This is a genomic window from Deinococcus radiophilus (assembly GCF_020889625.1).
In the GTDB taxonomy this organism is placed as follows: Bacteria; Deinococcota; Deinococci; order Deinococcales; family Deinococcaceae; genus Deinococcus; species Deinococcus radiophilus.
The window spans coordinates 1-25463 of sequence record NZ_CP086385.1 but is presented as its reverse complement, the minus strand read 5'-3'; the positions used below and the strand labels follow the sequence as shown (position 1 = coordinate 25463).

At 59.4% G+C, this 25463-nt stretch carries 27 protein-coding genes; 5 read left to right on the top strand and 22 right to left on the bottom strand.

Going from position 1 to position 25463, the window contains the following annotated elements:
- Nucleotides 1-1131: 1131 nt before the first annotated feature.
- The 9 genes from LMT64_RS14095 to LMT64_RS14055 all read right to left on the bottom strand — a co-directional run bounded on the left by LMT64_RS14095 (nucleotide 1132) and on the right by LMT64_RS14055 (nucleotide 11917).
- Entirely contained in the window at nucleotides 1132-1587 is a 456-nt protein-coding gene (locus LMT64_RS14095) for a hypothetical protein (RefSeq protein ID WP_126352917.1), read from the bottom strand.
- A gap of 99 nt (nucleotides 1588-1686) precedes the next feature.
- On the bottom strand, nucleotides 1687-1896 hold the full coding sequence (locus LMT64_RS14090; RefSeq protein WP_126352919.1) for a hypothetical protein: 210 nt from the start codon (nucleotides 1894-1896) through the stop codon (nucleotides 1687-1689).
- A 37-nt stretch (nucleotides 1897-1933) separates the two neighbouring features.
- Nucleotides 1934-2101, bottom strand: coding sequence for a hypothetical protein (locus LMT64_RS14085; RefSeq protein ID WP_170166046.1), 168 nt, complete (start codon nucleotides 2099-2101; stop codon nucleotides 1934-1936).
- Nucleotides 2101-2403, bottom strand: a complete 303-nt coding sequence (locus tag LMT64_RS14080) for a hypothetical protein (protein WP_126352921.1) — start codon at nucleotides 2401-2403, stop codon at nucleotides 2101-2103. The genes LMT64_RS14085 and LMT64_RS14080 overlap by 1 nt, the downstream gene beginning before the upstream one ends.
- 90 nt (nucleotides 2404-2493) lie before the next feature.
- Nucleotides 2494-5742, bottom strand: a complete 3249-nt coding sequence (locus LMT64_RS14075) for a helicase-related protein (protein ID WP_170166047.1) — start codon at nucleotides 5740-5742, stop codon at nucleotides 2494-2496.
- Between the two features lie 75 nt (nucleotides 5743-5817).
- Complete coding sequence (locus LMT64_RS14070) at nucleotides 5818-6078, bottom strand: hypothetical protein (protein ID WP_126352925.1); 261 nt, start codon at nucleotides 6076-6078, stop codon at nucleotides 5818-5820.
- 39 nt (nucleotides 6079-6117) lie between these two features.
- Complete coding sequence (locus LMT64_RS14065; RefSeq protein WP_126352927.1) at nucleotides 6118-6870, bottom strand: nucleotidyltransferase family protein; 753 nt, start codon at nucleotides 6868-6870, stop codon at nucleotides 6118-6120.
- Nucleotides 6854-8728: a DUF262 domain-containing protein gene (locus LMT64_RS14060; RefSeq protein WP_126352929.1), complete on the bottom strand. Its 1875-nt coding sequence runs from the start codon at nucleotides 8726-8728 to the stop codon at nucleotides 6854-6856. The genes LMT64_RS14065 and LMT64_RS14060 overlap by 17 nt, the downstream gene beginning before the upstream one ends.
- Before the next feature lie 3 nt (nucleotides 8729-8731).
- Nucleotides 8732-11917 carry an Eco57I restriction-modification methylase domain-containing protein gene (locus tag LMT64_RS14055; protein ID WP_126352931.1) on the bottom strand — a complete coding sequence of 1062 codons (3186 nt, stop codon included), beginning with the start codon at nucleotides 11915-11917 and terminating at the stop codon, nucleotides 8732-8734.
- On the opposite strand from LMT64_RS14055, the gene LMT64_RS14050 reads away from it, so the two are divergent.
- The 3 genes from LMT64_RS14050 (at nucleotide 11903) to LMT64_RS14040 (ending at nucleotide 13115) form a co-directional block, all read left to right on the top strand.
- Nucleotides 11903-12157 carry a hypothetical protein gene (locus LMT64_RS14050; RefSeq protein ID WP_126352932.1) on the top strand — a complete coding sequence of 85 codons (255 nt, stop codon included), beginning with the start codon at nucleotides 11903-11905 and terminating at the stop codon, nucleotides 12155-12157. The genes LMT64_RS14055 and LMT64_RS14050 overlap by 15 nt on opposite strands.
- Before the next feature lie 111 nt (nucleotides 12158-12268).
- Nucleotides 12269-12877 (top strand): ParA family protein, encoded by a 609-nt coding sequence (locus LMT64_RS14045; RefSeq protein ID WP_126352934.1) that lies wholly within the window; start codon nucleotides 12269-12271, stop codon nucleotides 12875-12877.
- 22 nt (nucleotides 12878-12899) lie between these two features.
- On the top strand, nucleotides 12900-13115 hold the full coding sequence (locus LMT64_RS14040) for a hypothetical protein (protein WP_229253608.1): 216 nt from the start codon (nucleotides 12900-12902) through the stop codon (nucleotides 13113-13115).
- A gap of 64 nt (nucleotides 13116-13179) precedes the next feature.
- Here the strand turns inward: LMT64_RS14040 and LMT64_RS14035 are convergent, their stop codons facing one another.
- The 9 genes from LMT64_RS14035 to LMT64_RS13995 form a co-directional block, all read right to left on the bottom strand.
- Entirely contained in the window at nucleotides 13180-13596 is a 417-nt protein-coding gene (locus tag LMT64_RS14035; RefSeq protein ID WP_126352938.1) for a type II toxin-antitoxin system VapC family toxin, read from the bottom strand.
- On the bottom strand, nucleotides 13593-13805 hold the full coding sequence (locus LMT64_RS14030; RefSeq protein WP_126352939.1) for an AbrB/MazE/SpoVT family DNA-binding domain-containing protein: 213 nt from the start codon (nucleotides 13803-13805) through the stop codon (nucleotides 13593-13595). Before LMT64_RS14030 ends, LMT64_RS14035 begins: the two co-directional genes overlap by 4 nt.
- Before the next feature lie 140 nt (nucleotides 13806-13945).
- Complete coding sequence (locus LMT64_RS14025; protein ID WP_126352941.1) at nucleotides 13946-14356, bottom strand: helix-turn-helix domain-containing protein; 411 nt, start codon at nucleotides 14354-14356, stop codon at nucleotides 13946-13948.
- Nucleotides 14344-14625 (bottom strand): type II toxin-antitoxin system HigB family toxin, encoded by a 282-nt coding sequence (locus LMT64_RS14020; protein ID WP_126352943.1) that lies wholly within the window; start codon nucleotides 14623-14625, stop codon nucleotides 14344-14346. Before LMT64_RS14020 ends, LMT64_RS14025 begins: the two co-directional genes overlap by 13 nt.
- Nucleotides 14626-14728: 103 nt before the next feature.
- Nucleotides 14729-15655 carry a tyrosine-type recombinase/integrase gene (locus LMT64_RS14015; RefSeq protein ID WP_211334199.1) on the bottom strand — a complete coding sequence of 309 codons (927 nt, stop codon included), beginning with the start codon at nucleotides 15653-15655 and terminating at the stop codon, nucleotides 14729-14731.
- Nucleotides 15652-16053: a type II toxin-antitoxin system tRNA(fMet)-specific endonuclease VapC gene (vapC, locus tag LMT64_RS14010; RefSeq protein WP_126352947.1), complete on the bottom strand. Its 402-nt coding sequence runs from the start codon at nucleotides 16051-16053 to the stop codon at nucleotides 15652-15654. Before vapC ends, LMT64_RS14015 begins: the two co-directional genes overlap by 4 nt.
- Nucleotides 16050-16289 (bottom strand): antitoxin, encoded by a 240-nt coding sequence (locus LMT64_RS14005; protein WP_126352949.1) that lies wholly within the window; start codon nucleotides 16287-16289, stop codon nucleotides 16050-16052. Before LMT64_RS14005 ends, vapC begins: the two co-directional genes overlap by 4 nt.
- A gap of 76 nt (nucleotides 16290-16365) precedes the next feature.
- A complete protein-coding gene (locus LMT64_RS14000; RefSeq protein ID WP_126352950.1) occupies nucleotides 16366-16755 on the bottom strand; it encodes a type II toxin-antitoxin system VapC family toxin in 390 nt (129 codons plus the stop codon).
- Complete coding sequence (locus LMT64_RS13995) at nucleotides 16752-17003, bottom strand: AbrB/MazE/SpoVT family DNA-binding domain-containing protein (protein WP_126352952.1); 252 nt, start codon at nucleotides 17001-17003, stop codon at nucleotides 16752-16754. The genes LMT64_RS14000 and LMT64_RS13995 overlap by 4 nt, the downstream gene beginning before the upstream one ends.
- A 351-nt stretch (nucleotides 17004-17354) precedes the next feature.
- Between LMT64_RS13995 and LMT64_RS13990 the strand changes: the two genes are divergently transcribed.
- A complete protein-coding gene (locus LMT64_RS13990; RefSeq protein ID WP_126352954.1) occupies nucleotides 17355-17669 on the top strand; it encodes a helix-turn-helix transcriptional regulator in 315 nt (104 codons plus the stop codon).
- Between the two features lie 208 nt (nucleotides 17670-17877).
- On the opposite strand, the gene LMT64_RS13985 is transcribed toward LMT64_RS13990, so the two are convergent.
- Nucleotides 17878-19086, bottom strand: coding sequence for a hypothetical protein (locus LMT64_RS13985; RefSeq protein WP_229253607.1), 1209 nt, complete (start codon nucleotides 19084-19086; stop codon nucleotides 17878-17880).
- A 661-nt stretch (nucleotides 19087-19747) separates the two neighbouring features.
- Complete coding sequence (locus LMT64_RS13980; RefSeq protein WP_126352910.1) at nucleotides 19748-19978, bottom strand: hypothetical protein; 231 nt, start codon at nucleotides 19976-19978, stop codon at nucleotides 19748-19750.
- 184 nt (nucleotides 19979-20162) lie between these two features.
- Between LMT64_RS13980 and LMT64_RS13975 the strand changes: the two genes are divergently transcribed.
- The gene (locus tag LMT64_RS13975) at nucleotides 20163-22709 is read left to right on the top strand and encodes a helicase domain-containing protein (RefSeq protein ID WP_229253606.1); all 2547 of its coding nucleotides are present in this window, start codon (nucleotides 20163-20165) and stop codon (nucleotides 22707-22709) included.
- A gap of 114 nt (nucleotides 22710-22823) precedes the next feature.
- Here the strand turns inward: LMT64_RS13975 and LMT64_RS13970 are convergent, their stop codons facing one another.
- Nucleotides 22824-24986, bottom strand: coding sequence for a DNA-primase RepB domain-containing protein (locus LMT64_RS13970; RefSeq protein ID WP_126352914.1), 2163 nt, complete (start codon nucleotides 24984-24986; stop codon nucleotides 22824-22826).
- The gene (locus LMT64_RS13965; protein ID WP_126352916.1) at nucleotides 24983-25174 is read right to left on the bottom strand and encodes a MerR family transcriptional regulator; all 192 of its coding nucleotides are present in this window, start codon (nucleotides 25172-25174) and stop codon (nucleotides 24983-24985) included. The genes LMT64_RS13970 and LMT64_RS13965 overlap by 4 nt, the downstream gene beginning before the upstream one ends.
- Nucleotides 25175-25463 lie beyond the last annotated feature (289 nt).

Genomic DNA, 25463 nt, shown 5'->3' with positions numbered 1-25463 from the left:
TCTCGCTGACTTTTTTCAAGACCCCGCCATCTCTAGACTTCGGTAAATTCAAATTACACCCTTTGAGTTTTCTGCAAGTGTTGTCAATCTTCGTTGACAACTTTGGTCAATTACATAGACAAACAAGAGCTGCCCAAAAGGGCAAACTTGTCTGCCCTCTCCTGTAGGTCCTTTTCCCCACGGTGCCTTAGTGACCATCCCCCGTCCATCCCTACGGGGTGGTATGACCATCCCCCGGCACTTCCTCATGCCCGTTTCGGCTACTGATATGAGATGTTTGACCCCTGTTCGACCATCCCCACCATATCTCCAGGGCATAACCCCATGGACCATCCCCATATACCCGATTTGACCATCCCCGACCATCCCCACTGGCCTTTCTTGTCCATGTCCCACCATGTACCTAGGCCCGTTTTATCCATGCACCTCTGCCCACACCGGCCGGTTTAGGTGCTTTATAGAGTGTTTTGGGTCACGTTTGTCCATGTACACCGTGGCTGCGGAGCATAACCCCATGGACCATGTACTCGGGTCTGTTTTGACCATGTCACCATGCCCCACCATGCCCCACCATGCCCCTGACTGTCTGTTTGGGAGCGCCAGCTCACTCTGCTGTAGCGAATAGGCAGAAGAAGCCGGGCACTCCTAAGCACCCGCTGCTAATCCGCACCCAGCGGGTGGAGCTGGGCACTCTTACTGCCCTGGTGTGGGGTCTGCGGTTCCTGGGCGTGCCTGCAGATGTAGGCGAAATTCGACCTGCCTGACTCACGCGAAGAAGCCGCCCAGTAGCATGCTCTACCACTGCTGTGTGGCAACCCGTGGGGCCTGAAACCGGCAGGTTTGGCCGAGCCAGGCCCGGTGCAGGGACCACCTGTGACTGGAAGTTGCGGGAGGTGGCGGCAGAGGTGCTGCCGGATGTGTGGGAGCCGGGGGCATGATTGTCTTCATGGCCGTTGCACTCGCCCTCTACGCATGGTCTATCTCAGCGTCATTTTGCCCGTTCAGCAACACAGTGTTTTGCTGTGTGCGTCTGTCGCTGCTGCTGTCTAGCCGGGCAAGCTCGGCAAACGGCACTGTGAAGGTCACGTCTCGGAGCGGCATGTTCAGCTGCCCTGCTCTAGCGCAAATGGCTCACTGGACACCGTGAGCGTTGTGACTGGCCACTCTACAGGTTGATCGGTACTTGTCTTCTGCGCTGCCAAGGCGCGGGCTGCGACTCTGTCCAGCGGTGGGAGTTCCACCCGGTCTCACCGCTGCAAGAGAGGGGACATCCCAGCTTTGCGGGCACCTTCGGGCTGCACGGGGAAGATCACGGCGGTGTAGTCCATGACGGCCAGCGGCTCGCCCGCGAGGTCGCCCAGGAACCTTCCGAACGGCGCGGGGCACCCGCAGGGTGACGGCCAGCGTTTGCAGGCCAGGGGCCAGCTCTGCCAGCAATGCGCTTTTGCCGTAGCCGCTGGGGGCTTCAAGCTGCACAGAACGGCCCGCCCGCACAGAGACGATGACGGCGCGGCCTTCGGGTTCGCGGCCAACGAAAACCGGCGCGGTGGGCGCAGGTGTGGCGAGGGTAGGGGTTATGGCGGTCAAGGGCTAAGCCTCCTTGAGTGGTCGCCAGAACTCGCCACACCTGCGCTTGGGCTTTGGTGGCTGTCAGTTGTGGGGGGTGGGTTTTACTTGCGGAACTGTCTACTTGCGAAAGAGCGGCGCGGTGACGTGGTCGGTCAGCACGCGCACGGCTTCAGTCTCGGCGCTGTGGCCGCTGCGCTCTGCGTCGGCCTGCACCATTGCCCAGACCTCACGGGGAATGGACAGGCGGACAGTGACATTAGGCGACTTGGGACGGCCCGCGCCTGTGCGTTTGCCGCCCCAGTGGGCTGACTTGCCGCTGCCCGTCATGGGCCAAATTATGGCAGGGAATCAAGAAGGGTGCACCTCAAGTCAAGAACAGAAACAACAGCACCAGAAACATCAATCCGTGACCAATACGGTCACCCGTAGACAGCCGCGAACTGAACATCCGGGCCAGCAGAACCACCATAAAAAGCAAGGTGAGCACACTCCAAACCTTCTTGGACGCTTCGTAGACATTCAGCCAGTCCATCAAGCTCTCCGGCCATACTTGCGCTCCGCTGGGCGCACCAGGGCCGGTTCCCGAATGGCCCGGCGGGTCTCAGGAATCTGATTCGCTTCCAGTTGGGCGACATAGTCCGCCGTGTAGAAGCGACCATCTGGGGTAGAGATACCTTTGGACGCCAGCAAGCGCAGCATGTCCTCACCGCCCTGCTGGTAAGCCTCCTGGCGACCTGTGGCGTCGTCTTTGAACGCTCGGCCCAGGCCATAGCCCAGCCAGAGGGCCAGCAGGACAAGGAGAAGGGCCGCGCGGAGGGTAATCAGGGTGGCCATAAGGAAAGAGTAGTGGGCCAGAAGACAGGAAGCTCTACCACACCGCACCGACGCGCTGGGTGGCGCAGGTCCGCAACTTGGATGCAGGAACTAGACCAACCATTCGTAAGCAATCAGGCGGATATCTTCTTGCCGTATCTCCTGGGCGGTTACGCGCTCGCCGGGGGCTTCGGCCAGCAGTTTGTTGTCTATCAGGAAGCCTTCAAGCCCGGCCACCGAGTCCCGCACGGGGCGGCTGTGCAACTCGACCAAGATGCCCTTTAGCTCGGGGTCACGCTCGAAGCCGCTCAGTGAGCGGTTTTCCAACGTGTATCGCAGCCGGTCAAACTGCTCCTTGTCCATCTCGGCCTGTACCTGCAACTGCTGGAGCCAGTTCATCAGGGTCAGGTTGTGGCCCTTCAGCGGTGCCTTGAACCCCTGCTTCTTGGCGGCTTTCTTGCTCTCGCGCAGAATGTCGGCTACGGCCTTTTCGAGCAGTGGAAAGACATCCTGGCCTTCAGGGTTCTCGGCGCGTGGCACATCTGGAGCTGCTTCAATCAGGCGGTAGATGTCGCGCTTGGACGTGATGACGGAGCTGGCGCCCTCAGCGTCAGGCGTAAGTGGATACACCCGCCAGAGCACCCGGTCCGCCACGCGGAAGGCGAAGAAGATACCCTTCGCCGCCACTGGTGACGCCTTGCTGCTGTGAATGCCCAGCGGAATGTCCTGCACTAAGCTCTCGCCCAGGGTTTGCAGCGCGGCAATCAGGGGCAGGCGCATCTCGTCGCCGTAGCTCAGCTCGTTTTCTTCTTCGAGGTCTTCGAGCACGCTGCTGTCTTCGGCGCGGATACGGCGCAGTTCCTCAAACGAGCGGCTGCTGACTGTCTCGCCCAGCACGCTGGCGTCCAGGCCCACGGTGCGCTCGATGTCGGCAATACGGCTCTGGAGGCGCTCCACCAGGCCCAGCACGTCTTCGAGGCCCTCTTCTGGGAAGACATTACTGATTTCCAGTTCCTCAAACTGACTGCCCAGGCGGTCAATGCGGCCTGCCCGCTGAATCATCCGCACCGGGTTCCAATGCAGGTCGGCGTTGAGCAGGTAGCCTGCGTCTTGCAGGTTCTGGCCTTCGCTGAGCACATCGGTGCTGATAAGAAGGTCAATCGGTTCATCCAGCAACTGCTGGTACATCTGGTCGTCGTCTTCGCTGCGGCGGTTGGAGTGCGGGGCAAAGCGGCGCACCACGTTGCTGCGGGTCTCGCCACTGCTGCTGCCGCTGAGAAAGGCCACCCGCTCGGGGGTGAGGTTCATGGCGTCCATAAACGCAGGGTCGTTCACCAGGGCGCGGTAAATGTACTCGGCGGTGTCGTGGTAGTAGCTGAACACAATCGCCTTGCGGTGCCCCTGCCCCGCTGCCCGCTCTACCAGTGCCGCCTTGATGGCCGCCACCTTGGCATCCTGCTCGGCGCCCGTGCCGCGTGAAACCAGCAGGTCTTTGATGGCGGCTTCCATCCACCGCAGGGCGCTTAGGTCTTCCTGAATGTCCTTTTCCATGCGCGACACGTCGTATTCCAGCGCCCTGACTTCAGGCAGGGATTCGAGCAGCCGGTCCTGCTTGCCTTCCTGCTTGCTGCTTTCGCTGTCATCCTCGGCGGCGGCCAGGCGGAGCACCTGCTCAATCTTGCGGTTGGTGCCGGCGTCCAGGAGCCGCCCTGCCCTAAACTGCTCGTAAAAGCGTTCCTGAAAGCGGCGCTGGTTGGCGATGCTGCTGGACAGTGCATGCACGCTACTTTCCAGGCGCTTGAGGAAGTTGGTCTTGAAAATACCTGTGAGTGCCTCGCGCTTGTTCACCTCGGTGGTGTCGGCGTCCACTTTGTAGCGCTCCAGGTTATAGGCCACCAGCTTGAGCCGCTCGATGCGCCCCACCAGCCCCTGATAAAAGTCCCCAAACTGGTCCGTGAGGCTGTACTCCACACGGTGCAATTTGCGCCTGGGGAAGCGAATTTCCTGCCCGCCGATAATCACCGCTTCGCCCTGCTCCTGCCTGCGGCGCACGTCGCGGCGGCTGCGGCGCACCATGCTGTGCTCAATCAGGTCGTAGAACTCCTGATTGCCCTTGCCGACCCCCGTAAAAAACGACTTGAGGCTGGGGATGCCGTAGGCGCTGTAGGCGTCCTCGCGGCCTTTCGTCATCAGCAGCACCTGATAGTAGAAGTCCCAAATGGTGTTGTTGACGGGGGTGGCGGTCAGCAGCACCACTTTCTTGTCTGCGCGGCCCCCCGTCAGCAGCCGCATCAGGTTGATGTAGCGGCCCGTGCCGGGGTTGCGGAAGTTGTGCGACTCGTCCACCACCACCAGGTCAAAGCCTGCATACGGCTTCCAGTCGAAGTCCTCGCGGCCCATTGCCTCCATGCTGACCACCTGCGCGGGAATGCCGTAGCGCTCCAGCAAAGGCCGCCACACCAGCCGTTCCAGCTGCGCGGGGCAGACCACCAGCCCACGCGGCACCCGCCCGCCATACTGCCCGCGCCGCTTGAGCAGGAATTCTTCGAGGAAGCTGAGGCCCGTAAACGACTTGCCCAGGCCCACCGCGTCGGCCACCATCACCCCGCCGAAGCGCTCCAGCAACCCCAGCGCACTCTGGAAGCCTTCTTTCTGGAAGTCGGCCAACTCAATGATGCCGCCCTGCGCCTCGCTGCCGCCCTCTGCCTCCAGCCCATCACGGAAGTTCTCGAACAGCACCTTGAGAAAGACCTCGAACGGCGTGTAGGGGTAAGCCCCAAACTTGCTGCGCTCCAGCTCGTCTATCAGGGAGTCCTTGTAGTCATGGGCGCGGGTCCAGAAGCGGTTGAACCACTCCTCGCGCAGCTGCTTGGCGACTCCTGACTGCTTGGTGACCGTGTTCAGCTCGGAGTTGTGAATCAGGCCACTCACCGTCAGGTTGCTTGACCCGACGATGCTGTAGTTGGGAAACAGGTAGGCCTTGGCGTGAAGAAACGGGTCGTCGAACAGCCGCACCTGCACCTCGTCACGGTGCAAGAAGGCGACCAGCTCGTCAATCATGCGTGAGCGGGCGCTTTCCAGCTCCTGACCTTCCAGCTCAGCCCGCAGGCGCTGGCGGAAGTAGCGGGCCAGTTCCAGGCCCCTGCGGTCCTGGGGCATATCGGGTTCCTTGCCCAGCATCAGCCGCAGCGCACCGAGCTGACCGAACGAGTCGCCCACAATCTTCCACACATCTGGACTGAAAAAGCCTGTAGCAATGTCAAGGTCGCGCTCGCCGTATTCGCCAATCAGGGTGGCCAGCGTATGCGAGAGCTTGTACTGCTCGTTGTCGGTAAAGTCAGGGATTTTGGTGGGTGGCACCCTTCTATCATGCCTGACCCTGGGCTGCCCTACATGCACTTTTTCGCCCGGAAGTTACAGGGGCGTTTGCGGCCCCTATTGGCCGCCCAGCGCCGCGACCTGCGCGGTAAAACGGTCTTCGTCAATACGCTCGATGCCGTCTTCGTCGCCCTCGTGGCGCTTGATGGCCGAGTAATAGCGGGCATCCGAGACGAAGCCGCCCAGCAAGGGGTTGTACGCCACCAGCGCTACACCGTCGGGGCGCTCCTGCAACTTGACGGGAACGCGGCCTACCAGGTAATACCTGACTTCGGTTTCCTGGGCCGCTGGGCCAGTCGCTTCCTTGATGGCGGTCATCTCGTGCCTCCCTTGCTGGGCTGATTTGGGGCAAGCGACCTAGCCATGCTCGGCTTCCAGAATCATTTGCCACGCCCGGTCAAACAAGTCTGCACTCGCTGTCTCTAGCGTGTCTAGTACCAGTTGCTCAATTGGCGAGAGTAGTGCCCGGCCAAACAATTCTTCAGAAGTCGCCTGCTGCTCCGTTTGCCGCTCGGTCTCCTTGGCTTGCAGCTCGCGGCGAATCTCGTAGAGCTTGTGCTCGTAGCCGTCCAGCTCGTCTATCAGGCGGTGCATCACCTTGAGTTCGGCGTAGTGAGGTTGCGCTTCTGTGCCTGCATTCACCACAAACTGAAGGTCACGGTAACCGCTGCTCTGCGGGCGCACCACACGGTCGCGGTAACCCACGACCGGAAAGACTGACTGCACCTGTGAGGCCACGTCGTACATATCCCACACCGAGTCCACCACCACTTTGGCCCCCAGCATATCCAGCGGCACCACCAGCGCCCGCTTGCTGTAAAGGTACTTTTCGACCATGCGGTCCAGCCGCTTGACCCCGCTGGGCCGCACCTGCGCCACTGCCCCCGCTGGCCAGCGGGCCGCCGCCAGCCGCTCGGCAAAGCTCCCCGCCAGCCCCCGCGCCTGGGTGTACACCTGAAGCAGGTCGCTCCTCGGCTGCTCAACCGCACTGGCATCGGTAGGGTGCCGCTCCCGCAAGGCGGCGCTCAGGTGAATGCAGCGCTCCGAGAGCTGCGCGTCGCGGGCCTGGGCTACGAACTCCGATTCAGATGGCTTACGGCGTTGCAACATCTCTGCTTCCAGTGGGAATGTGGGCTGCCCGTATGTCATCCTCCACATCTACCGTCTGAGCTTTGATGAGGGCGATAATCAGCCGCCCGCGCTCGCGCAGGGTTTCTTCTACCCTGTTACTTTGCTGCGGGTCATCCAGCAAGGATTCGGGCACCAAGTGACTTTGCATACTCTCGCGCAGTTTCGGGTTGGCTTTCCATTTTGGGGTGCCTTCCAGGAATTCTCTGAGGTACTCATGCGGAGCCTTGTCTGTTGCAACCCAGTTGGCATCCTTGGGCATCAGCACGCGGTTGAGCACCGAATCCATGATGGCCTCAGCATTTTCAACATCCTGCTGGTCAGCAGACCTCTTCAGGAAGTTTTTCGGGAAGTAGTGATGGTCGTGAAGATTCCTCACTCCCAGTGTGCCCGTTGCCAGGTTGGCGTTGCTGTGCCAGTCCTTCAGCCCCCCGCCCATGAAATGAATCAGGTTGAAGACCCCTCGGTACACGGCGGACGAAGACCGGGTGTAGGTCAGCAGGTCGTCCACTTCCAGAGTGGGACGGAAACGGGCAAAGGCCTTCGCGTCCAGCGGCTCATTGCGCGCCACCCGCTGCAACACGCGGCTGTCCTGCACAATCTTTTCGTTGGTGGCGGCAGTGTAACGCTCCGAGAAAATCACGGCCCAGTACCACCATTGCAGGAAGTCCCACTGCTGCTGCGAAGGACTGGTATCCCCCTGCCGGTTCAACTCCTTAAAGAACATCATCAGGGGCAACAACATGTTGTCGTAGGGCAGCCAGCGTATCGCCACCAGTAGTTTCTGGTTGTGCAGGTATTCCAGCGTCTGCTTGAGCAGTCCTGTCATCTCATCCCAGTGCTCGACAAAATCGTCTGCCGTGAGTCGCTTGAGCAGTTGCCCCTTTTCAATCTTGTCAAAGCGGCCTGTCATCAGCGCAATGGCCCGCACCATGAGTTCGCGGTTGACTGAAATGTCTGGGTTGGTATCGGCAAATTTATCGAACTGCTGACGAAGATTGAACTTGCCAAACACTTTGGCTGCCAGGACGTCAGTGAAGTTGAGCTGAATGCCCTTGCTGTTGCTGCGCTCGAAAAACGTCGTGAACTTTTCCAGTTCCATATCCAGCAGGTAATAGCTGAGAAGCTGCTGCTGCTCGTACATGGTCTTGAGCTTGGACAGCACCTGCAAAAACACTTCAAAGGCTGCATTCAGCGCGGCCTGATCCTCAGCAGCGGCCAACGCTTTACCGCGCTCAGTTTGCTCACGGAAAAACTTTTCAACGTCGCGCTCACGGGGCACGGTTAGCATGTATTCGAAGGCATAATCCAGCGGCACACAAATCACCTCAGCCGAATCCGAACCCTGAATGCCGTCAAAATCATCATTGTCGTCATGCATCAGGTCTTCGAGTGATTTCTGAGCGAACTCCTCTGCCTTGAGGTCCACCGCACCGGGCTGCACCACGTAGTACACCTTGTCAATGCCTCTAAGAGCGCGGTACAGGCTGGTCGTGCGCTGCTGGCCGTCCAGCAGGATTTTCAGCCCATCTTGCTGGCTGGCGTGCTTCATTTCCTCTTCGGTGTAATGCTTGATTCCTATTTTGGCCCGGCTGCCTGGGCCTTTGCGGGGCCGCTTGTCTACCTCGCGCAGGCTGAGTTCAAACGACGGCTTGCCGTAAATCACGCTGCCTACGAAGATGCCGCGAATCAGGCTGTCAAACAGCGCATAGGTCTGCTCCATCTCCCAGACAAAATCGCGCTGAAATTCGGGCAGCAGTACCACGGGCGGCTCGGCTTCAAGCTGCGCCACCAACTGCTTAAGGCTCTCGCTGCGGGCCTGGTCTTGTGCTTGGGTCATCGCTTAGTCCTCTCGCTCGCTCGCTGCTTCAGCCCCAGCCCCGCCATACGCCCCCGCCGTCAGCTCCTCCACCAGCGCAATCTCGCCCGCGTTCAGGCCGTACAGCTCGTACACCAGCGCGTTCAGCTCATCTAGCCGCGAGTCGTCGGTAAAGCCCTCCAGCCGCCGCGCCTGCTCTGGCGTAGGTGTAATAAATGGCAGCCGCTCAACTGACTGACCAATAAATTCTATAAATCCCGTATTCACTATATTAAAAAATACTCTGTAATAAACTAAGAATAAATTAGAGTTTAACATGGATAGAATCCACTTCTTATCAGTATTCAAGAAATACACGGTATTGACATATAACCTCGAGTCAATATCGTAGAAAAATCTTGGAGATGAACCATACTTACCCCAACTTATTCTTGGCTTAGTAAAACTATCATAATATGAGCACGGCCTTAGCTCCCACCAGAATTTGCCCTTATCGCCTCTCTTTATAAGTTTTTCCCTGTGTAGACTGAGTATCTCGTATATTTGGGGATGCTCTTCAGAAAAAACCTTTTCAGCGGCTTTTGACTCCAAACTAGACCATGAGTTCTTATATGTCTCGTCGTGACTAGTTGGAAAGACAATTAAGTAAAAATTCGCCTCCTTAGACGACCACCTGGAAATATCTCTGCCTCTCAAAAACGGCTTGACATACATTTCGGATTGGGGATTGTTTTTAATAATCATGTCCCGCGTCTCTTTATCAATAATAAAAGCTTCGTTCAGTCCCGTTTTAATTCCACTAAGGATTTTGTTTGACACGATTTCCGATAGAGGTTTACCCCGCGCCATCATCTTGCTAAGTACATTCAATAATCTTGCATCTTCAATCATCCATTTTTCTTTTCCAACGAACTTGACATCAATTTCTTCAATCAGGCCTCTAGAACTGATATGGAAATTTTGCAATGCTTCCCGAATCACATATAGAGGAATTTCGCCGCCAGCGCCTCTGTTTATTTGTCTTCTTAGGGATTGTTCAGAGATTATGCTCACATGACCCGTCTTTACCTCTCCTTTTCTCAGAACAACTATCGCCGGGAATGTATGTGCATCAAAAACTTTAATATGGCCAAAATCAACTACAATCTCTACAGTTGCCTTATCGGCTATCACTTTCCTTATGCCTTCACCATAATCAATTTTCATGAATCTATTAGGGGTGATGTAAGCCAGCCGACCGCCTTCGCGCAGCAGGTTCAGGCCCTTCTGGTAAAAGTAGACATATAGGTCGGCACGGCCTGACTCTACATCTGGAAAAGCCTGTTTCAACGCGGCTTTGTAGGTGGCCTTCATGTTGCCGATGCTCACATACGGCGGGTTGCCTATCACGATGTCAAAACCGCCGTTGCCGCTCCGGTTCTCGTGGCGCATCACCTCGGCAAAGTGGACATTGTGCAGGAAGAAGGGCAGCGGTTCTTGCTCGTCCCAGACCTTGACCTTCTGGTCTATCAGGCGGCCCATGTTGTCGGCCAGGGCGGTGCGGCGCTTGGTGAGGGTGCCGCGCGTGCGCTCGGCCTGGTGGGGGTCGGCAATCTGGCGGTCAAGAAGCCTTATCTGACTGTCCAGACCTTTAATTCGGTAGTCCACGTCGGCTTTGAACAGCTCCCGCTCCAGCGCTTGAATCTCGGCTCTCAGGACGCGGCGCTGCTCGGGGCGCTGCTCGCCAAAGAATTCCTCGTGCTTGGCTTCAATCGCTCTGGCCTTGTCGGCAATCGCGGCTTCGTCGCCCACCACCGCCTGCTCTACGCGGATAAAGGGGGCACCGTCTACGGTCTCCAGCAGGCCGTCGCCCGCCATCAGTTTGTAGTCGAGGTTGGGCAGCGGCTCGCTTTCCTGCGCGTCTACCACCAGCGAGAGCCACAGGCGCAAGCGAGCGATTTCAATGGCCTCGTGCTTGATGTCCACCCCGTACAAGCTGTGCTGGATGTACTGGCGCTTCCACTGGGCCAGCGCAGGGCTGCCTTCGGCGGCGTGAATACCGCGCTTGGCCTCGGCGCTGCGGCGCACGCGAATCATGGCGTTCAGGAAGCCCACCAGCATGGACGCGGTGCCCACGGCGGGGTCCAGCACGCGCACCCCTTCTAGCGCTTGGATAATCTGGCCCGCTTCGGCCAGGGTGAGGTCGTGCGGGTCGCTGTCGTCGGCGGTGAGCGGCAAGAGGCGGTCTTGGGAAATCCCTGTGTGGTCGCTCAGGTAGCGAGTGAGTGTCTCCTCCGCCATGAACTGCACGATGGAGCGCGGCGTGTAGAAGGTGCCGCTCTGGGCCGCTTCTTCTTCTTCCATCATGTTCTCAAAGACCTTGCCCAGCATTTCGGGGTCCAGGCTGATTTCCTGCTCCAGCGAGCTGCTCTCGCTAACGGTGAAGTTGTACCCGCCCAGCACGTTCAGGATGCTGCCCGTAGCTTTGGGGTCAAAGAGGCTGTTAGGCAAGTTGAGCACGGTGGTCAGCGGGTACTCGCGCTCGAAGAGGCTGCCGTTGAGGTAAGGGACGCTGCCAAAGGGGCTGTCCTGGCCGCCGCGCTCGGTATTCAGCACTTCAAAAAACAGCGGCTCTAAGGCGTCACGGTAAAAGTTCGCGCCGGGGTGCTCGGTGGCGCGGCGGTACAGGTCGGGCAAGAAGTCCTGATTGCCGTCCAGCCAGCCTTTTTTCTGAATGAAGTACAGGAAGATGATGCGTCCCAGCAGCCGCTGGGTAAACGCGTGGAGGCTTTGGCTATCGCCCGTCAGGTTGCGCTTATGGGGGCCGATGCGTGCGCCTGGGTTCTCGGCGGCGATGGTGGCCCGCACATGGTCAAACAGCCGCTTGTATTCCTCGAAGAAACGGCGGGTGACGCGCTCCACGTTGAAGGCGGTGATTTGCTTCAGGTGGGCCGCGCTAGGGTCGGGACTGGTGCCACCCACCGCAATTTCCCGCAGCACCGAGAGGTCGTGCTGTGTAGGGCGCGAAGGCTGGATACTCAACTTGCCCAGCTTGAGACCGCTGCTTGGCTTGGGGGTGGTCGCCTCCGCGTCGGCGCTGCGCTCACGGCGCGGCTTGACAAACACCAAGCGGTCGAAGGCGGGTGTGGCAAAGGTGAGCAGGTACTCGCCAGGACGCTTAAGGAACTGCTCGGTCACGCGGCGCAGCGTGGCGGCGTGCAGGTCACGCACCTCAAAGTGAACGTGCTGCAACTGGTCCATGTCAGCCAACATCCACACGCGGCTCACGTCCCCGGCGGCGGCTCCTTCCAGGCCGATGTCTGCCGGGGCGAAGTCAGGGGCCTCGGTATCGGCAGGGTAGCCGAGCAGGTGGTATACGTCGGCCAACTGGGCAGCGGAACGCAGGCGGCGCAGGTCATCAAGTTGCAGCAAGGGCAAACACTCCTTTGGTCGGTTGAAGGTAAGGAATAAACCCTTACAGGGTAGCGGGTTCGGGGCGCTGGAGCGCAAAAAGTGGGCCAGAGGTAAGGGGAGAGCCAATCATGAATAGATTTTTCCATGAATCCATGAAATAATTTTTTCATGCCAAAGATTATCGCCATAGGCAACATGAAAGGCGGGGTGGGCAAGACGACCACCGCCGTGCAGCTGGCGCAGGCGCTGGGCAAGCGCGGGCGCACGCTGCTGCTGGACGCCGACGAAGAACTCCAGTGCGCCGTGTTCTGGCGGGCGGGCGACTTTGACGGCTGGCAGTTCGAGGCCATTCCCTTCCGGGATGCTGGCGCCGACCAGCTCACAGGCTACGAATACGTTGTCATTGACACCAAAGGCAACGAGCAGGCCGCCGACCTGGTGGCCCTCGCGGGCGACAGTGACCTGCTGATTGTGCCGACCAGACCTGAAGGGGTGAGCGCCACGGGCCTGCTGCGGACGCTGCGGCCCCTCATTGAAGCGGACGTGAAGAATTACCGGGTGCTGATTGTCGCCAACGAAGGCGGGCGCGGCGACGAGCTGCGCGAGACGCTGGCCGAGCAGGATATTCCGGTGCTGCACACCATCGTCCGCAAAAGTACGGCGGTGGGGGACGCTGCCGAGCAGCAGATTCCGATTGAAGCCGTGGGGGGCCGCTACGCCAAGCTGGTGGCTGTGGACTACGCATCTGTAGCGCGGGAGGTGCTCAGCGATGTCTGAGAAGAAAAGCCGTTTTGGAGTCTTGAAAGATGTGAAAGCCCAGGTGCAGCAGCAGGAGCAGCCCGCGCCTACGCCTACGCCACAGGCCGACAAGCAGCAACCCTTCAGCAGCACCCTGAGCGGCGACCTCAAGCGGCGGCTGAAGATGGCGACGGCGGCGGAAGGCCGCAAGCAGTACCTGGTGCTGGAGCAGGCGCTGGAAGAGTACCTGAGTCGGCACCACCCAGAACTTAAGTAGAGAAAAACCCGCCTGGCGCGGGTTTCTTTGTTTCATGGAAACATTTTTTCTTGGAGCATTTATCTCATGGCAGCAACTCTAGGCCAGGAAATGCCTGGCGGTAATGCTGAGGGTCAAGGGTCATCAGCCTGGCCCCGATTTCCGCTGCATGTGCCCCGATGAAAAAGTCGGCTAGCAGGCGGCGGGGCTGTCCACCACCGCTTTTGCGGCGGCGCTGGGCGTATTCCGCGAAAGTCCTCGCCGTTTCATCCCAGATAGCAGCGGGGGTGTGGGTATCTACCGTGATACTCAGCCGTGAAAGCTGCTGGTCAAGCATGGCAGCGTTCATCCCTGGAAGCGCCATCAACTCGGCCCGTACAGCGGCATGAATGATGAGGCTTTCCTGCTGCTGATGGTGAAACAGCTGCCTGGCCAGCTCACCTGCACCTTCTTCACCCGTAAACAGGGCGCTGAGGACATTGGTGTCCAGGCAAATGGTCATGCCCCGTGTTCGCGCAGGTTACGAATAAAGGTGAGGTTGCCCCCCGGCAGCTTAGGCAGGATGCCGACAGCGCTCAGGAACGGATTTTCCGGCTCCGTAGGCAGGGTGATTTCCAGTTCCTGCCCTGCCGTGAAGTGCCGGGCAATTTCGGCGGGTAGGACCAGGCGACCTTTCTGGTCAACCGTAGCTTTGATGGTGTATTGAGTCATGGTTTCTCCTCCTGTGGCCGAAGCTGAAGGCGCGCTGTACCTGAGAGTATGGCACCATCCGGGAGGGGTAAACGTTGCTTTAGCTTCCGCTCTTTCATTTTTTCATGAAAGCATTTTTCCATGAAATATTTCAAATTCCCCTACAGGAAATAGCCCGCCTCTACCCGGAAGTGCTGGGTCAGGCGGCGGATATGGTCCGCCGTGAAGGCCCGCTCACCGGTCACCAGTCGGCTAATCACAGCTTGGTCTATGCCCGTCAAGCCCGCCAGCTGACGCTGAGAAAGACCGCGCAACTCCATCAGATACTTCAGATTGGCGGCCGGGTTGCCCTGTGGGGTCGGCCAGCGCCGGTCCTCATATTCCTGGATGCGTTCAACCATCAGGCCCAGCAGGCTCCCCAGGGGGTGCTGGGGGTTCTCGCCTACCTCATTCCAGACCGGCTCCAGCAGTTCCAGGGCTGCGGCGTGCTGCTCGTCCGTCCCAATCGGGGTCAGCGCATGGCTCAGCTGCTGCCAGACCGGGGTAAGTTGTTGCAGATTCAGGGCTTCCATGCGTCGTACTCCTTGTGGGTGCCAATAAACTTAATCCAGAAGGTCTTGTACTGGAAATTGCTGGTCACAATCAGGCGGTAGCGGTTGCCGCAGATATTGAACACGATGTGGCCCCCGACCCAGTCGGCACTGCGGTAATCCTCTTTCACGTCGGCAAAGCAGGTGTACTCGGCTTTCCGCATGTGCCGGTACCAGTCGTCCAGAGCCTCCTGGGCGTCAGGATGGTCCTCGGCGAACGCCATCAGGGTGTTTTTGGAGATGACGTTCATCGATTCCCATGATGACAAGGTGGCATCATGATGTCAATCTGTCATCATAGGGAATGAAATAATATTTTCATAGAAAATTTTTTTCAATAAAACATGCTTCCATTCAGAACACGTCCGGCAAACTCGCCGCCGCCTGTGCGAGTTGCTGCGCCTTGACCCGGCCATAAATCGCCGTGGTGGCCGGGTTCTCGTGGCCCAGGATGGTCCCGATTTCGTGGAGGCTGCGGCCATGCTCGACCAGGGCGGTGGCGTAGGAGTGCCTGAGCTTGTGCGGGCTGACCTTCGCCGGGTCCAGGCCCGCTTTCCTGGCCGCCGCGTCCATCATCTTCTGCATGTTCCTGGCTCCAAACGGCTGGCCCCGGTTTGCGCCGCTCAGGTAAGACCAGACATACGGGCTGGTGGGGTGGCCTTCCACCCGGCGCACCTGGAGCCACTGCATCAGCGCCCGCTGCGCGGTGGGGGAGAGCGGCACAAACCGTTCCTTGTCGCCCTTGCCGATGACCGTAACAGCAGTGGGCAGGGTGTCGCTGTAGGTGATGCGGTCAAAGGTCAGACCCAGCACCTCGCTCAGCCGTGCGCCCGTGCCATACAGGAACGCCAGGAACGCCCAGTTCCGCAGGCCCACGCTTGGCCGGGGGTTGTCGTGCGCTGCCTGAAGGAGCTTGGCAATATCCGGGCTTTCCAGGTACTTGGGCAGACGCTGCGGGAGCTTGGGCCGTTTGATTTCGGCGGCGGGGTCGCCCACCAGCGGGAGCCGCTGCACGTCGCGCAGGAAGGCCCAGAACTTACGCCATGAAGCCAGCAGGCGGTGGTAGCGGTGTGGCTTGGGGTTGAGGGTCGCCAGAAACAGCCGCAGGTCAGCCGCCGTGACCTGTGCCCAGTCGCGGCCACGCTGGGGCAGGGGATAGGCGTCGGATTCCAAGAAGGCCCGCAGCTGGCGAACGTCGCCCGCGTAGTTGCGGATGGTGGCCGGGCTGCGGCCCTCTTCCAACTTCAGGTAGTGCTCAAAAGCGGTGATGTGGTCTATCAAAACCAGTTCTCCAATCGCAGGTCAGGGACGCGCTCAAACTCTTTGACGTTGTTGGTCACCAGCGTTGCCCCGAGGGAAAGGGCGTGGGCTGCAATGAGAAGGTCCATCGCGCCAATGGGACGCCCACCCGCTTCCAGCGCCGCCCGCAGCGCGCCGTAATGCTCGGTGGCCTCTGCGCCAAAAGGCAATACTTCCAGCGGCTCGACGAACGCCTCCAGCACAGCCGCGTTCCTGACCGACCCGCTTTTGCTCACGCCATACCGCAGCTCCGCGAGGGTGATGCTTGATAGCCCGATGGCGTCGGCTGGATGCTCGGCAAACCGCTCGGCCACGTGAGGCGGTCGGCGGCCTAAGATGTAGATGCAGGTGTTGGTGTCCAGCAGGTGGGTGAGGCTCACAGGTCCCAGTTCCGTTCTTGCTGGGGCAGGTCTTCACGGGTCAGGGGCACGTCCACTTCAGGCAGCGCGGCATACCACGCCTGCCAGAACTCTTCATGGCTGCCTGGAGTGTTGGGAATCAGCAGCACGCCAGTAGAGACCCGCTTAATAGTGACTTCCTGCCCTTCGAAGCGGAAAGCCTTGGGAAGCCGTACGGCCTGCGAGCGGCCGGTCTGGAAAATCTTGGCTGTGGTCATGGGAGTCCTCCATTTGGTATCTATCAAAGAATATATATTAAAGGCGGTTGCCAGGAGAGATCAAAAGCTGAGGCATTTACCGCAACACCTCAATTTCCAGCCCCAACTCCAACTCGCCCCAGGCCCGGTCCATCGTCGCTACCGGCTGCCTCAGGCGCTGCCCCAGGGCCAGACAGTAACGGTCTCCCAGGCTCAGGCCCTGCCCACGGGTCAGCGGGCGCAGGCGGGCAACGGTGTAGGCGTCCTCCGGCACCCCGGGATCAATGGTGATCACTTGTGAGAGGCCCGCCGCCTCCAGCTGGGCCTGAGCATCTTCTGGTGACAGCCCCCGCTCCGCCAGCTTGGACAGCACTTCGGCAAGATTGACCGTGTGCATGACCGAACCGGGCAAACGCTCCTGAACAGCGTCCGTCCCCGGTTCCCCAAACAGATAGGTCAGTAGGGCACTGGCATCCAGTACCGTCACCCCTCGGCTCCGGCTTCGGCGTGGCGTTCAGCGATAAAGGCATCGGTTTCACTTTCCTCTACTTTCAGATGTCCGAAAAGCCCTCTGCCTTGCTGGGCCAGGATGCTGGCCGAAACCACTTCCGCTGTGCCGTCTGCCCGGATACGGAAGACCAGATCATCCTGTTCCTGAAGGTGCAGTGCCATGCGAAGTCGCTTTGGTAAATTCAGCCGTCCATGCTCACGGACAGAAACAGTAAAGTTCATCATATTGACAGCTTAGCGAAACTGAGAACTCATAGGGTGGGTCAAATCAGATTTGGCAACCTAAAGTGGGCTTTTGAACTCTCACCATGAGGACATAACAGTATTATTTCGCAAAATAACAATTTGACGAAATAGAGAAAAGTTGCTGCTACCGCTCTAAACCGCGTCTCACTCGGCAAAAATCCGCCAGCGCACAGGTCGGGTGCCGTACCGACTCAGAATAAAGTTCGTAAAATATTTTCCAGAGTTCGTAAAATATAAGGGAGCAGCGAAGCCCTGCCCATGGCTTAATTTGTCTCAGAACATCTCAGTGGGAACAGTTCTGTCGCTTCACGCAGGGGGTAAACTTTGAACATGACTCTCCCCGACAAGGCCCTGTTCACCATCAAGGAAGCGGGCGAACACCTGGCCCTCAGCCGCGCCTCGGTGTACCGGCTGATTGATGAGGGAATGCTGACCCGCGTGTATCCCCGGCCCCGCTGCGCCCGGATTACCCGCGAAAGCCTGAGCGCCCACCTTGCCCGCGCCGAGCAAGGGAGTGAGGCGGTGCGCCAGGCCGCCGAGCTGGGCCGGGCCAACCGCAAGGAGCAACAAGCACAGCAGGCCGCGCAGCAGCAGGAGCAGAAGCGAAGCGGGTTCCTGGCTCGGTTTGGGTTGTTCGGGGGCTGACCTTGCAGCACACCGTCTGACACGCATATTTCCGTATGTTGCACGGGCGCGGGCCTTTTTGATGGCCGCGCCCGCTTTTCGTGCAACACACTGTCCAGCACGGCAAATTTCCGTATGTTGCACTGAACATGACGGCGGGGTGTGCTGGGTCATCCGCGAACGCTCAGAGCATCGGCGGCGGGGCTGTGGCTGGGTTGTCAGCTCAGAGCTAGGCCGCTGGCGGTGGACCTCCGACGCGGTGGTTTCCGGCCAGCTTGAGCCGGTCATACAGCCCTGCACCGACCAGCTCTGAGACCACCACGGCGGCGGCTTTCTTCGCTGGATAGGCTTTCAAGTCCTGTACAACGCGTGCCAGCACAGCGCTGATGTCCTCGCTCACGTCCTGGCCCTGGTCGCGCAGGCGCAGCATCTGCCATAGCAGCCACGTCCAGAAGCGCAGGTTCTGGGAATCTCCGAAGGTGGCTGCCAGTTGGCGGGCGCACTCGCTGACGGCGGCGCTGCGCTCTTGCTTCGAGAGGCCACAGAGGGCCGGAATGGCATAAACCGTGTCCAGGCCGCCAAAAAAGGCCAGTGCATCAGTCAGTGTAACGCCAGGGGAATCCTGTAAAAACGGGGCTAACGCCCATGCCAACAGGGTTTTTTCGCTCACTACAGCCTTTTCCGCTTCTTGTGACTGTTGCAACTGGAAAAGTTGGCCCTGGGACAGCAGTTCTGCTTCTTCGGCCTTGCCTAGCCTGACCCGCTCCAGCTCGGCCCAGGCAGTGCGGCCCTTTCTGGCATCTGCATCGAGGTCACGCCAGCGCACGCCGACCAGGTCGTCGTGGCGTACCCGCACCCGCTCGCGGGTTCCGGCCAGGACTTCGTGCGGGCGCAAGGACAGCGCCCAGACCTTGCCGGTCACTGCCGTCTGACCGCGCAGGGTGCCGTAGTGGTCACGCTGGTGCAACACGCCTACCTTCTCCAGCGGGCGCAGGTTGCGCCAGACCGTCGAGCGGTTCACTTCCAGGTGGGCGGCGATGAGGTCAAGCGGTAAGTGGAAGCTGACCTGGGTGGCGTGCTGCTCGTGCAGCCCGCGCTGCCGCAGCACGGTGAGACCGATGCGGAACAGCAGCCGATAAATCCGGCGGGCGGTGGCCGGGCACTCGGCGGTGTCCAGGCAGTCTGTGAGCGTGTCCAGCGGGTTGAGTTCCAGCACGCCCGCGCCCGTGCTGCTGCTCCTGGGTGTGGGGACGGGTGGCGCGGCCACCTCGGCCACACGGGGCAGTGTGGCTGGTAGGGGTGCTGCGTCCGCAGCGGTGGGCGCAGGGTTTTTCTCCTGCTGGGCGAGTTCGGACAGCATGTCAAACAGTGGCCCGGTGGCCGCTGCTGGACTTTTTCGTAACTGACGACTGAGAAATGCCTCAAGGAAAGAGGACAAGACAAACCCTCCTCGCTCTTGCGCGAGGAGGGGCCGGTCAGTTACCATGCTGTCAACCACGACGTGCTGGGGTCAGTTGGCGGCTCCTCACACAAGACACGCTCCCTTCGGGGAGCTGTTTTGTTGTAGGTCACACAATACCTGATTATCAGGCATATGTCACCGCGAGATAAGAAATGTTTTGCAGGACGGATTTTTTGGCCTCGGCCACACTGGCCAACCGGACTAGAGCTGCGTCCGCAGCGGTGGGCGCAGGGCTAGGCTCCTGCTGGGCGAGTTCGGACAGCATGTCAAACAGTGGCCCGGTGGCCGCTGTTTGATTGGTTCGTGACTGACGTGCCAAGAAGGCCTTGAGGAATGGAGCAGATTTAGATTCCACCTCAGCTCTATGAGAGTCGTATTTCGGACGACTTGGAGAATGCTCCAGAGTCATGATCACCTCGACGCGCTTATCCTGGGATATTGACCCAGGACGCCCAGCCGCGTACACTGGACGCACGAAAGCCGCGTTGCTTTCGTCCTTAAAAAACGAAGCAACTTAGTTTTGACGTAACCCCTCGCTAGGACGGCCATCCTTTGATGCGGGGGGTTTCCCTTTGGCTACTCGGCCATCGGGTTAAGCGAGATTGTAGCACCGGGCACGGGCCGGAGCGCAAGCAGACTAATGGCTCATCCGCTGCCTGGCCTCGAGGATACGGGTGAGTTCATCCTCCGGGACGTTTGGAAGTGCCGCCCGCGCTGCTTCTGGTGTTGCGTCCACACCCAGCATGTCCAGCGTCAGGGCAGCCGTTTCGTACTCATTGCGGCAGGTGGCTAGGCGGCGCTTGGGGAGTTCACGCTGGGCTCGTGGCGTTTCTAACTTCTCAGTGAGTCGCTGGAGCTTGGTAGCCATGTTTTAAGTGTACCGGCCATCATTTCTGTAACGTACGGGTACGATGCCTGTTGAGCCGGCTTCGGAAAAAGCCCTTTCGGATTTGACGGTCTGGGGCGTGTAGGGTACAGAGCGCAAATGAGCCACAAAATCTCAGCTGATTTGGGAAGATGAAGATATCTCAATCTTTCCAAGGAGCATTGCTATGCCGCATACCCATCCCGCATACCCAGAAGAGGTAGGCCGCCTCGGTCAAACCTGCCAAGAGATAGACGCCAAAATCGGGAAATTGGAACGTCAGGAAATGGATCTTTACCAAGTCGCCCAGTTCAAAGGCATGGATTTGGACAGTCTGCGTTCGGTGGCTGGGCACCCCTACTTCATGCGCTTACGGCTGAGGTACGAGGACGGCAGCGTCAAAGATGTCTGCCTGGGTGAAGGTGTTCACGACATTCCCCTCTCGGACACTTATATCTGCGGGATTGGCTCGCCCCTGCGCCAGCAGATTCAGCACCGCCAAGTCCGGGAAGTAGAGATCGTTGCCGACTCTGGTGCTGTCCGTACGGCTTATCAGCTTCTTCGTCGTCAGTTGAAAATTGAGCAGAGAACCATCACTGCACTCTCTGACGTGATGCCCCTTGCAGACGGCGAAGGAACTGAGCAGGAGACCACCGACGTATTCGCGCAACTGGGACAGGAATATCTGGTTGACCAATTGGGGCGGGAAGCCAGTGCCAAGGCCAGAAGCATACTGGCAACCATCTCTGAGCGGCAAGATGAGCTGATGTCCTGGCCGACAGACAGGCTCCTAGTGGTCAACGGCGTAGCGGGCAGTGGTAAGACTGCCATCGCCTACCATCGGATTCCCAGCATGCTTCACAAGGAGAGAGTCGGCAGCCGAGAAATCAACGAGAAGAAAATTGCCGTGTTCGTGCCGAACAGTTTCTTGCTGGGGTATCTCAAGCAATTGTTACCGCGTGCCGGTGTGAATAACGTCTTCCAAACAACTCTCGAAGACTGGGCGAAGAGGGTTGTCAACCAGGGAGAACGCCGCATTCGGCAACTCGGTGATGAGACTGCCAAAATCATCTTTGACCCTAAGTCCGATGTCAGTGAGAAGCAGGCTGCCATAGCGAAAGCTGGTATGCGTGGTCGGCAGGAAATGCAGATGGTCTTGCGGCATTTGCTGGCTGACCACCTCACAAGACAGCTGGCTGATCTGAGTGCCAACTTGCCCAGGACTGGTTCCTCTACAGGAAAATGTGGACCAGAAGACTTGACAGCCACCGGTCAGGCGGCCCCCGTGTTGCAGCTGTCTCTAGCTTCTGTGCGGGAACTTGTGGAGCAGTGGCGGGGAGAGCCGGCAGAGGCGGACTGGAAGAGTCTCAGGGCCAATCTGCAGACAGAAGTGAACCGACTGATCAAAAAAGCGCTGCCGAAAGAAGTGGCTCTTCTGGCGGAACGGGAGGGGCAGGGCCCGGCAGTCTGGATTTCCGAGGTTAAAGGCCTTACTCAGCGACTGGGACAATTGGTAGAAGGTTTGCTTCCAACTACTGGAGCCTGGGAAACCTACCTGCTTTTGGTTTCCGATGAGCAGAAAGTTAGTGCGGCGGCGTCGCGTATCTTCACGGGTCCAGCTCTGAAAGTGGCAACTGAAGCGCTGCACCGCACTCCGAAGCCAGTGGGTGAGGACGGCACCCGACCATTCGAGCCGACGGATGTGACAGAACTGCCCCTGGTTCTTGCGTTGAAGATCTTGCTGGAAGGCGTTCGACCTAACGATGCAGCATTACGCGACCGCTTCGGCTCCAGCGGGCAATTCGATTATCTTGTGCTGGATGAGGGACAGGATCTCTCGCCTCTTCAGTACGCCTTGCTGAGGCGCTATACACCCGCTGGTCGCGCCGCCATTTTTGGCGATTTGCGTCAGGGCATCCATCGTTACCGGGGGATTGGCAGCTGGGACGTGGTCTGCCAAACCTTTGGCACAGGCGAAGACGAAGTTGAGGAACTCACTCAAACGTTCCGGACCACACAGGAAATCACTGCCCTGGGGAACTTCGTTCTGGAACGGGTAGCGCCGAACGCGCTCAAAGCCGAAGCGGTTCCCCGCCCCGGCAGCCCTGTACATTTTGTCCGCTATAGCACCAAAAACCATTTATTGCCCCTTCTGACACATGAAGTGAGACGGCTGCAAAGAGAGGGGGCAAAGAATATCGGTATCGTGACGCGCTCCCCTGCCGAAGCCAGCAATCTGTATGAACGGGTTTCCAAATCGAAGACAGCTTTCAAAGTTGATAGCCGTACCAAGGACTTCGAGGATTACGCTGGGGGCGTCGCTATCGTACCTATCAGCGTGGCCAAAGGACTGGAGTTTGACGCAGCTATTGTCGTCAATGCCGATGTTGATCACTATAACCCTGCCATGCCATACGACGGCTCGCTGCTCTACACGTGCGTAACCCGTGGCCTGCATCATCTGACACTTTTCGCTTTGAATGAATTCACACCACTTCTAGGAGAAATACCATCGCCCGAAGCGGGGAAATGCCCTATTAGCGGCCTCGAAATCACTGATAAGGGGTTTCACAAGCCACCTACGCATGCAGCAGGCCGTACAAGGCGAAAGGGACAGGAACGTGGTCCGGGGGCCAATCAGGATGGAATGGTGCGCACATACGATGGACGTTTCGACTCTATGCCCAGTTATGAGGGGGATGGGTCCCGTGATAACCCCTGGTACGACCGCTAACGCACTTACTACTTAACAATCCGCTCCACGACTCTGATCCAGAGTGGTGTCTTGCCGCAGATCACCACGCCAAGTATCAGCCCAAGCAGAAGCTGGGTGGAGGTCTGAGACGGGTTACCGTAGACGGGAAGCCGACGACGGTAACCCGATTTTGCTAGGGAGAGATACGGCCTGTAGAACCCGAACTTCTTTCACATCTAGGTAGTAGGGGCTTTCCCCGTCCCTCAAGCGTTCCAGCTGCGCCGCCGCCCGCTCTGCCCGCCGCTGGCTGTAGGCCCGCTGCTGCTCGGTTTTGGCAAAGGTCGCCCCCACACTGAACTGGCGTTGCTCGCGCTCAAGATTGTTCATGTAGGCCGCCCTGACTGCTTCCTGCTGGTCAAGCATCAGTGCCCAGTAACGCTCTCTGAAGCTCTGAGCGCCGCTCGTAATGGCAGCCAGCTCTTGCTGCTGAGCCTCCAGCTGGGCCGCCGTCATGCCGAGGTCTTCCGCTAGCCGATGGGGTTCAGCTTTCGGACTGACCGCCTGAGCGATCAGCAGACCAGAGAGCCGAGCCGCCGCTTGCTGCCGCCGCCGCTTACGGGGTTCCGGGTTTATCACTAAGGTGTTTTTGCTGGAGCTGTCAGATACCTTAGTGATAACTTTTTCTTCCGTCTCAGCCGCTGTTTTTTGCTTCTCTGCGCTGCGCCGTACCTCTAATGTCTGAGGCCGGAAGGTGTCGCCAGCAGGGCGGCTGAGGGCCACGCCTGCCGGGCTCTCAGGCAGGCAGATGACCACGCCGCGCCCAGGGTGGGCCGGGTCAACTGGAATCAGGCTGACCGCGCCCAGCTCCGCCAGGGCTTTCATCTTGCCGGCGGTGTTCTGGTAGTTATCGGTGGGGTTCACTTTGTTATGCCAGCCGTTCAGCCCGCCCACTTCCAGCCGGGCCAGCCCGCGCCATTCCGCCAGCAGGCCCTGGGCCGCAAAGCCCGCGAGGTGGGCCGCCATCTTCTTCAGCCCGGCCCTGGAGCGGTGGTGCATGTCGAGGCTGTCCAGATGCGCCGTGACCTGCTTCAAATAGGTTTCCGGGTTCATGGCCCACTGCTGCCTGACCGTGTTCATGTCGAGGCTTGGGGGCTGGTTGGTCACGTCATCCCGCCCGCCGCCGATACCGAGTTCAGAGCGGGCCGCGCTGTCTGCCGCACGCTCATCCCCGCCGTGTTCCAGAATCCGCATGGCGTCATAGGCGTTCCAGGCCCGCCCTTCAGCGTCATTCAGGGGGCATGACCCGTTAAAGCTCAGCGCCCGCTCCAGACCGTCAGCACCCCCAAGAATCATCACGCCCGCGTTGCCGGTGCTGCTGGCCGGGGGTAGGTATTTGTCACCCTTCAGCCGGTATCCGTTCCGCTCCAGAATCTCTCTGACCGTGACCGTCTCACGGTAGAGGGTGCGAGTCTGCCCACCCTTTCCGCTGGCCTTCCTGGGCCGCCTGGGGGCCGGTGTGGGGCGCTGCACTTCGTCTCGCTGGGCCTGTGCTGACGGCGTTGCCGTCAGAATGCGCTCCAGGGCCTCCGTGCTGACCCGTGCTTCAGGCTCGGCATAGACCAGGTTCACGGGCAAGGGCCGCGCCGGGTTCTTCAGGTTCAGGGTGCCCGGCTGTCTCAGGATGCGGGCCGGTTCTGCGCTGGCAGTGTCTGCGTCGAATGTTTCCGCCAGCGCCAGAAGCAGCTGCTTGGCTTCCTTGGGGCTGAAGGTGTCTTCAGTTCTCAGATACACGTGTAGCCCGTGGCCACTGTCCACAATGGCTACGGGGGGCAGCTCGAACGCTTCGCACGTGTCGAGGATTTCGCCCATCAGGCGGCCCTTGAGGTCTTCCAGCAGCTCAGGGCTGGCCTGAAGCAGCTCAGCTTTACTCATGCCGCCAAAGCGGGGCAGGTGTGCCAGGTCGCCCAGGTCAACCTCGAACCAGAGACAGCCCAGTGGGAGAATGTTCTCCCCCCCGCCGCTGGAAGTATCCATGCGCCGTGCCACTCCGAAGTAGGCGTCTGCGCCGCGTGTGTCTCCAGCAGACCCTAGCCTCTTCAGCTCAGGCCAGCTGAGCCAACCTTTACGGATGCGGCCCGCCTTGATGAACCGTTCTTCGATCACGCCTTCCGCGTGGCCGTCATGCAGCACCAGTAGCAGCTGCTCAAACTGGTTGCGGTAAATGGGCGTGTGGTTGCTGAGCTGTCCCTCTAGCTGAAAAATGTGGGGCGTGCCGATGGTACCAGACTCGTGCCATCCGCTGGTCGCCCCACTCAAGTCTGACCGCCTTTGTAACTCTGCAGATGCTTCTTCAGGCTGGGCATGTCTATGAACTGAATGCCGCTGATTTTCTGGCCGTCGATCTTACCTTCTCTGACCCACCGCTTTAGGGTGGAGGGGCTGACCCGGCGGCCTATAGCCTCGTGTGCGCGCAGGGGCGTGAGCAGTTCCGGTGCTGTTTGCATGAACGTTCTTTCCGGGAGCGCTATGGCTGTGCATACTGCAGGTAGGCTCCATCCCCGTATAGCTTGCAGCTATACGGGAGGATGGCTACACTAAGGACACAGCCGGCCCGGCGAGCGAACGTCGGGCGACTCCCTCTGAGTGGGGTTTCGAGCTGGGTTATTTAGAGAACGTCGGCGTCGGTGCGGGAACACCTGCGCCGGATTTTTTTGGTCCGGCGCAGCCTCGGCTCTGAAGCAATTATATCCAGTGGGCTTTCACGTGTCTAGATTGGCCAGGATCGACTTGATT

Bases quoted from the DNA above. Each gene is read 5' to 3' on its own strand.
- LMT64_RS13965 (WP_126352916.1), bottom strand. From the start codon at position 25,174: ATGCAAACAGCACCGGAACTGCTCACGCCCCTGCGCGCACACGAGGCT.
- LMT64_RS14060 (WP_126352929.1), bottom strand. From the start codon at position 8,728: ATGACCCAAGCACAAGACCAGGCCCGCAGCGAGAGCCTTAAGCAGTTG.
- LMT64_RS14045 (WP_126352934.1), top strand. From the start codon at position 12,269: ATGCCAAAGATTATCGCCATAGGCAACATGAAAGGCGGGGTGGGCAAG.
- LMT64_RS14085 (WP_170166046.1), bottom strand. From the start codon at position 2,101: ATGGACTGGCTGAATGTCTACGAAGCGTCCAAGAAGGTTTGGAGTGTG.
- LMT64_RS13990 (WP_126352954.1), top strand. From the start codon at position 17,355: ATGACTCTCCCCGACAAGGCCCTGTTCACCATCAAGGAAGCGGGCGAA.
- LMT64_RS13975 (WP_229253606.1), top strand. From the start codon at position 20,163: ATGCCGCATACCCATCCCGCATACCCAGAAGAGGTAGGCCGCCTCGGT.
- LMT64_RS14030 (WP_126352939.1), bottom strand. From the start codon at position 13,805: ATGACTCAATACACCATCAAAGCTACGGTTGACCAGAAAGGTCGCCTG.
- LMT64_RS14025 (WP_126352941.1), bottom strand. From the start codon at position 14,356: ATGGAAGCCCTGAATCTGCAACAACTTACCCCGGTCTGGCAGCAGCTG.
- LMT64_RS13980 (WP_126352910.1), bottom strand. From the start codon at position 19,978: ATGGCTACCAAGCTCCAGCGACTCACTGAGAAGTTAGAAACGCCACGA.
- LMT64_RS14005 (WP_126352949.1), bottom strand. From the start codon at position 16,289: ATGACCACAGCCAAGATTTTCCAGACCGGCCGCTCGCAGGCCGTACGG.
- LMT64_RS14090 (WP_126352919.1), bottom strand. From the start codon at position 1,896: ATGACGGGCAGCGGCAAGTCAGCCCACTGGGGCGGCAAACGCACAGGC.
- LMT64_RS13995 (WP_126352952.1), bottom strand. From the start codon at position 17,003: ATGATGAACTTTACTGTTTCTGTCCGTGAGCATGGACGGCTGAATTTA.
- LMT64_RS14065 (WP_126352927.1), bottom strand. From the start codon at position 6,870: ATGTTGCAACGCCGTAAGCCATCTGAATCGGAGTTCGTAGCCCAGGCC.
- LMT64_RS14035 (WP_126352938.1), bottom strand. From the start codon at position 13,596: ATGACCATTTGCCTGGACACCAATGTCCTCAGCGCCCTGTTTACGGGT.
- LMT64_RS14070 (WP_126352925.1), bottom strand. From the start codon at position 6,078: ATGACCGCCATCAAGGAAGCGACTGGCCCAGCGGCCCAGGAAACCGAA.
- LMT64_RS14020 (WP_126352943.1), bottom strand. From the start codon at position 14,625: ATGAACGTCATCTCCAAAAACACCCTGATGGCGTTCGCCGAGGACCAT.
- LMT64_RS14080 (WP_126352921.1), bottom strand. From the start codon at position 2,403: ATGGCCACCCTGATTACCCTCCGCGCGGCCCTTCTCCTTGTCCTGCTG.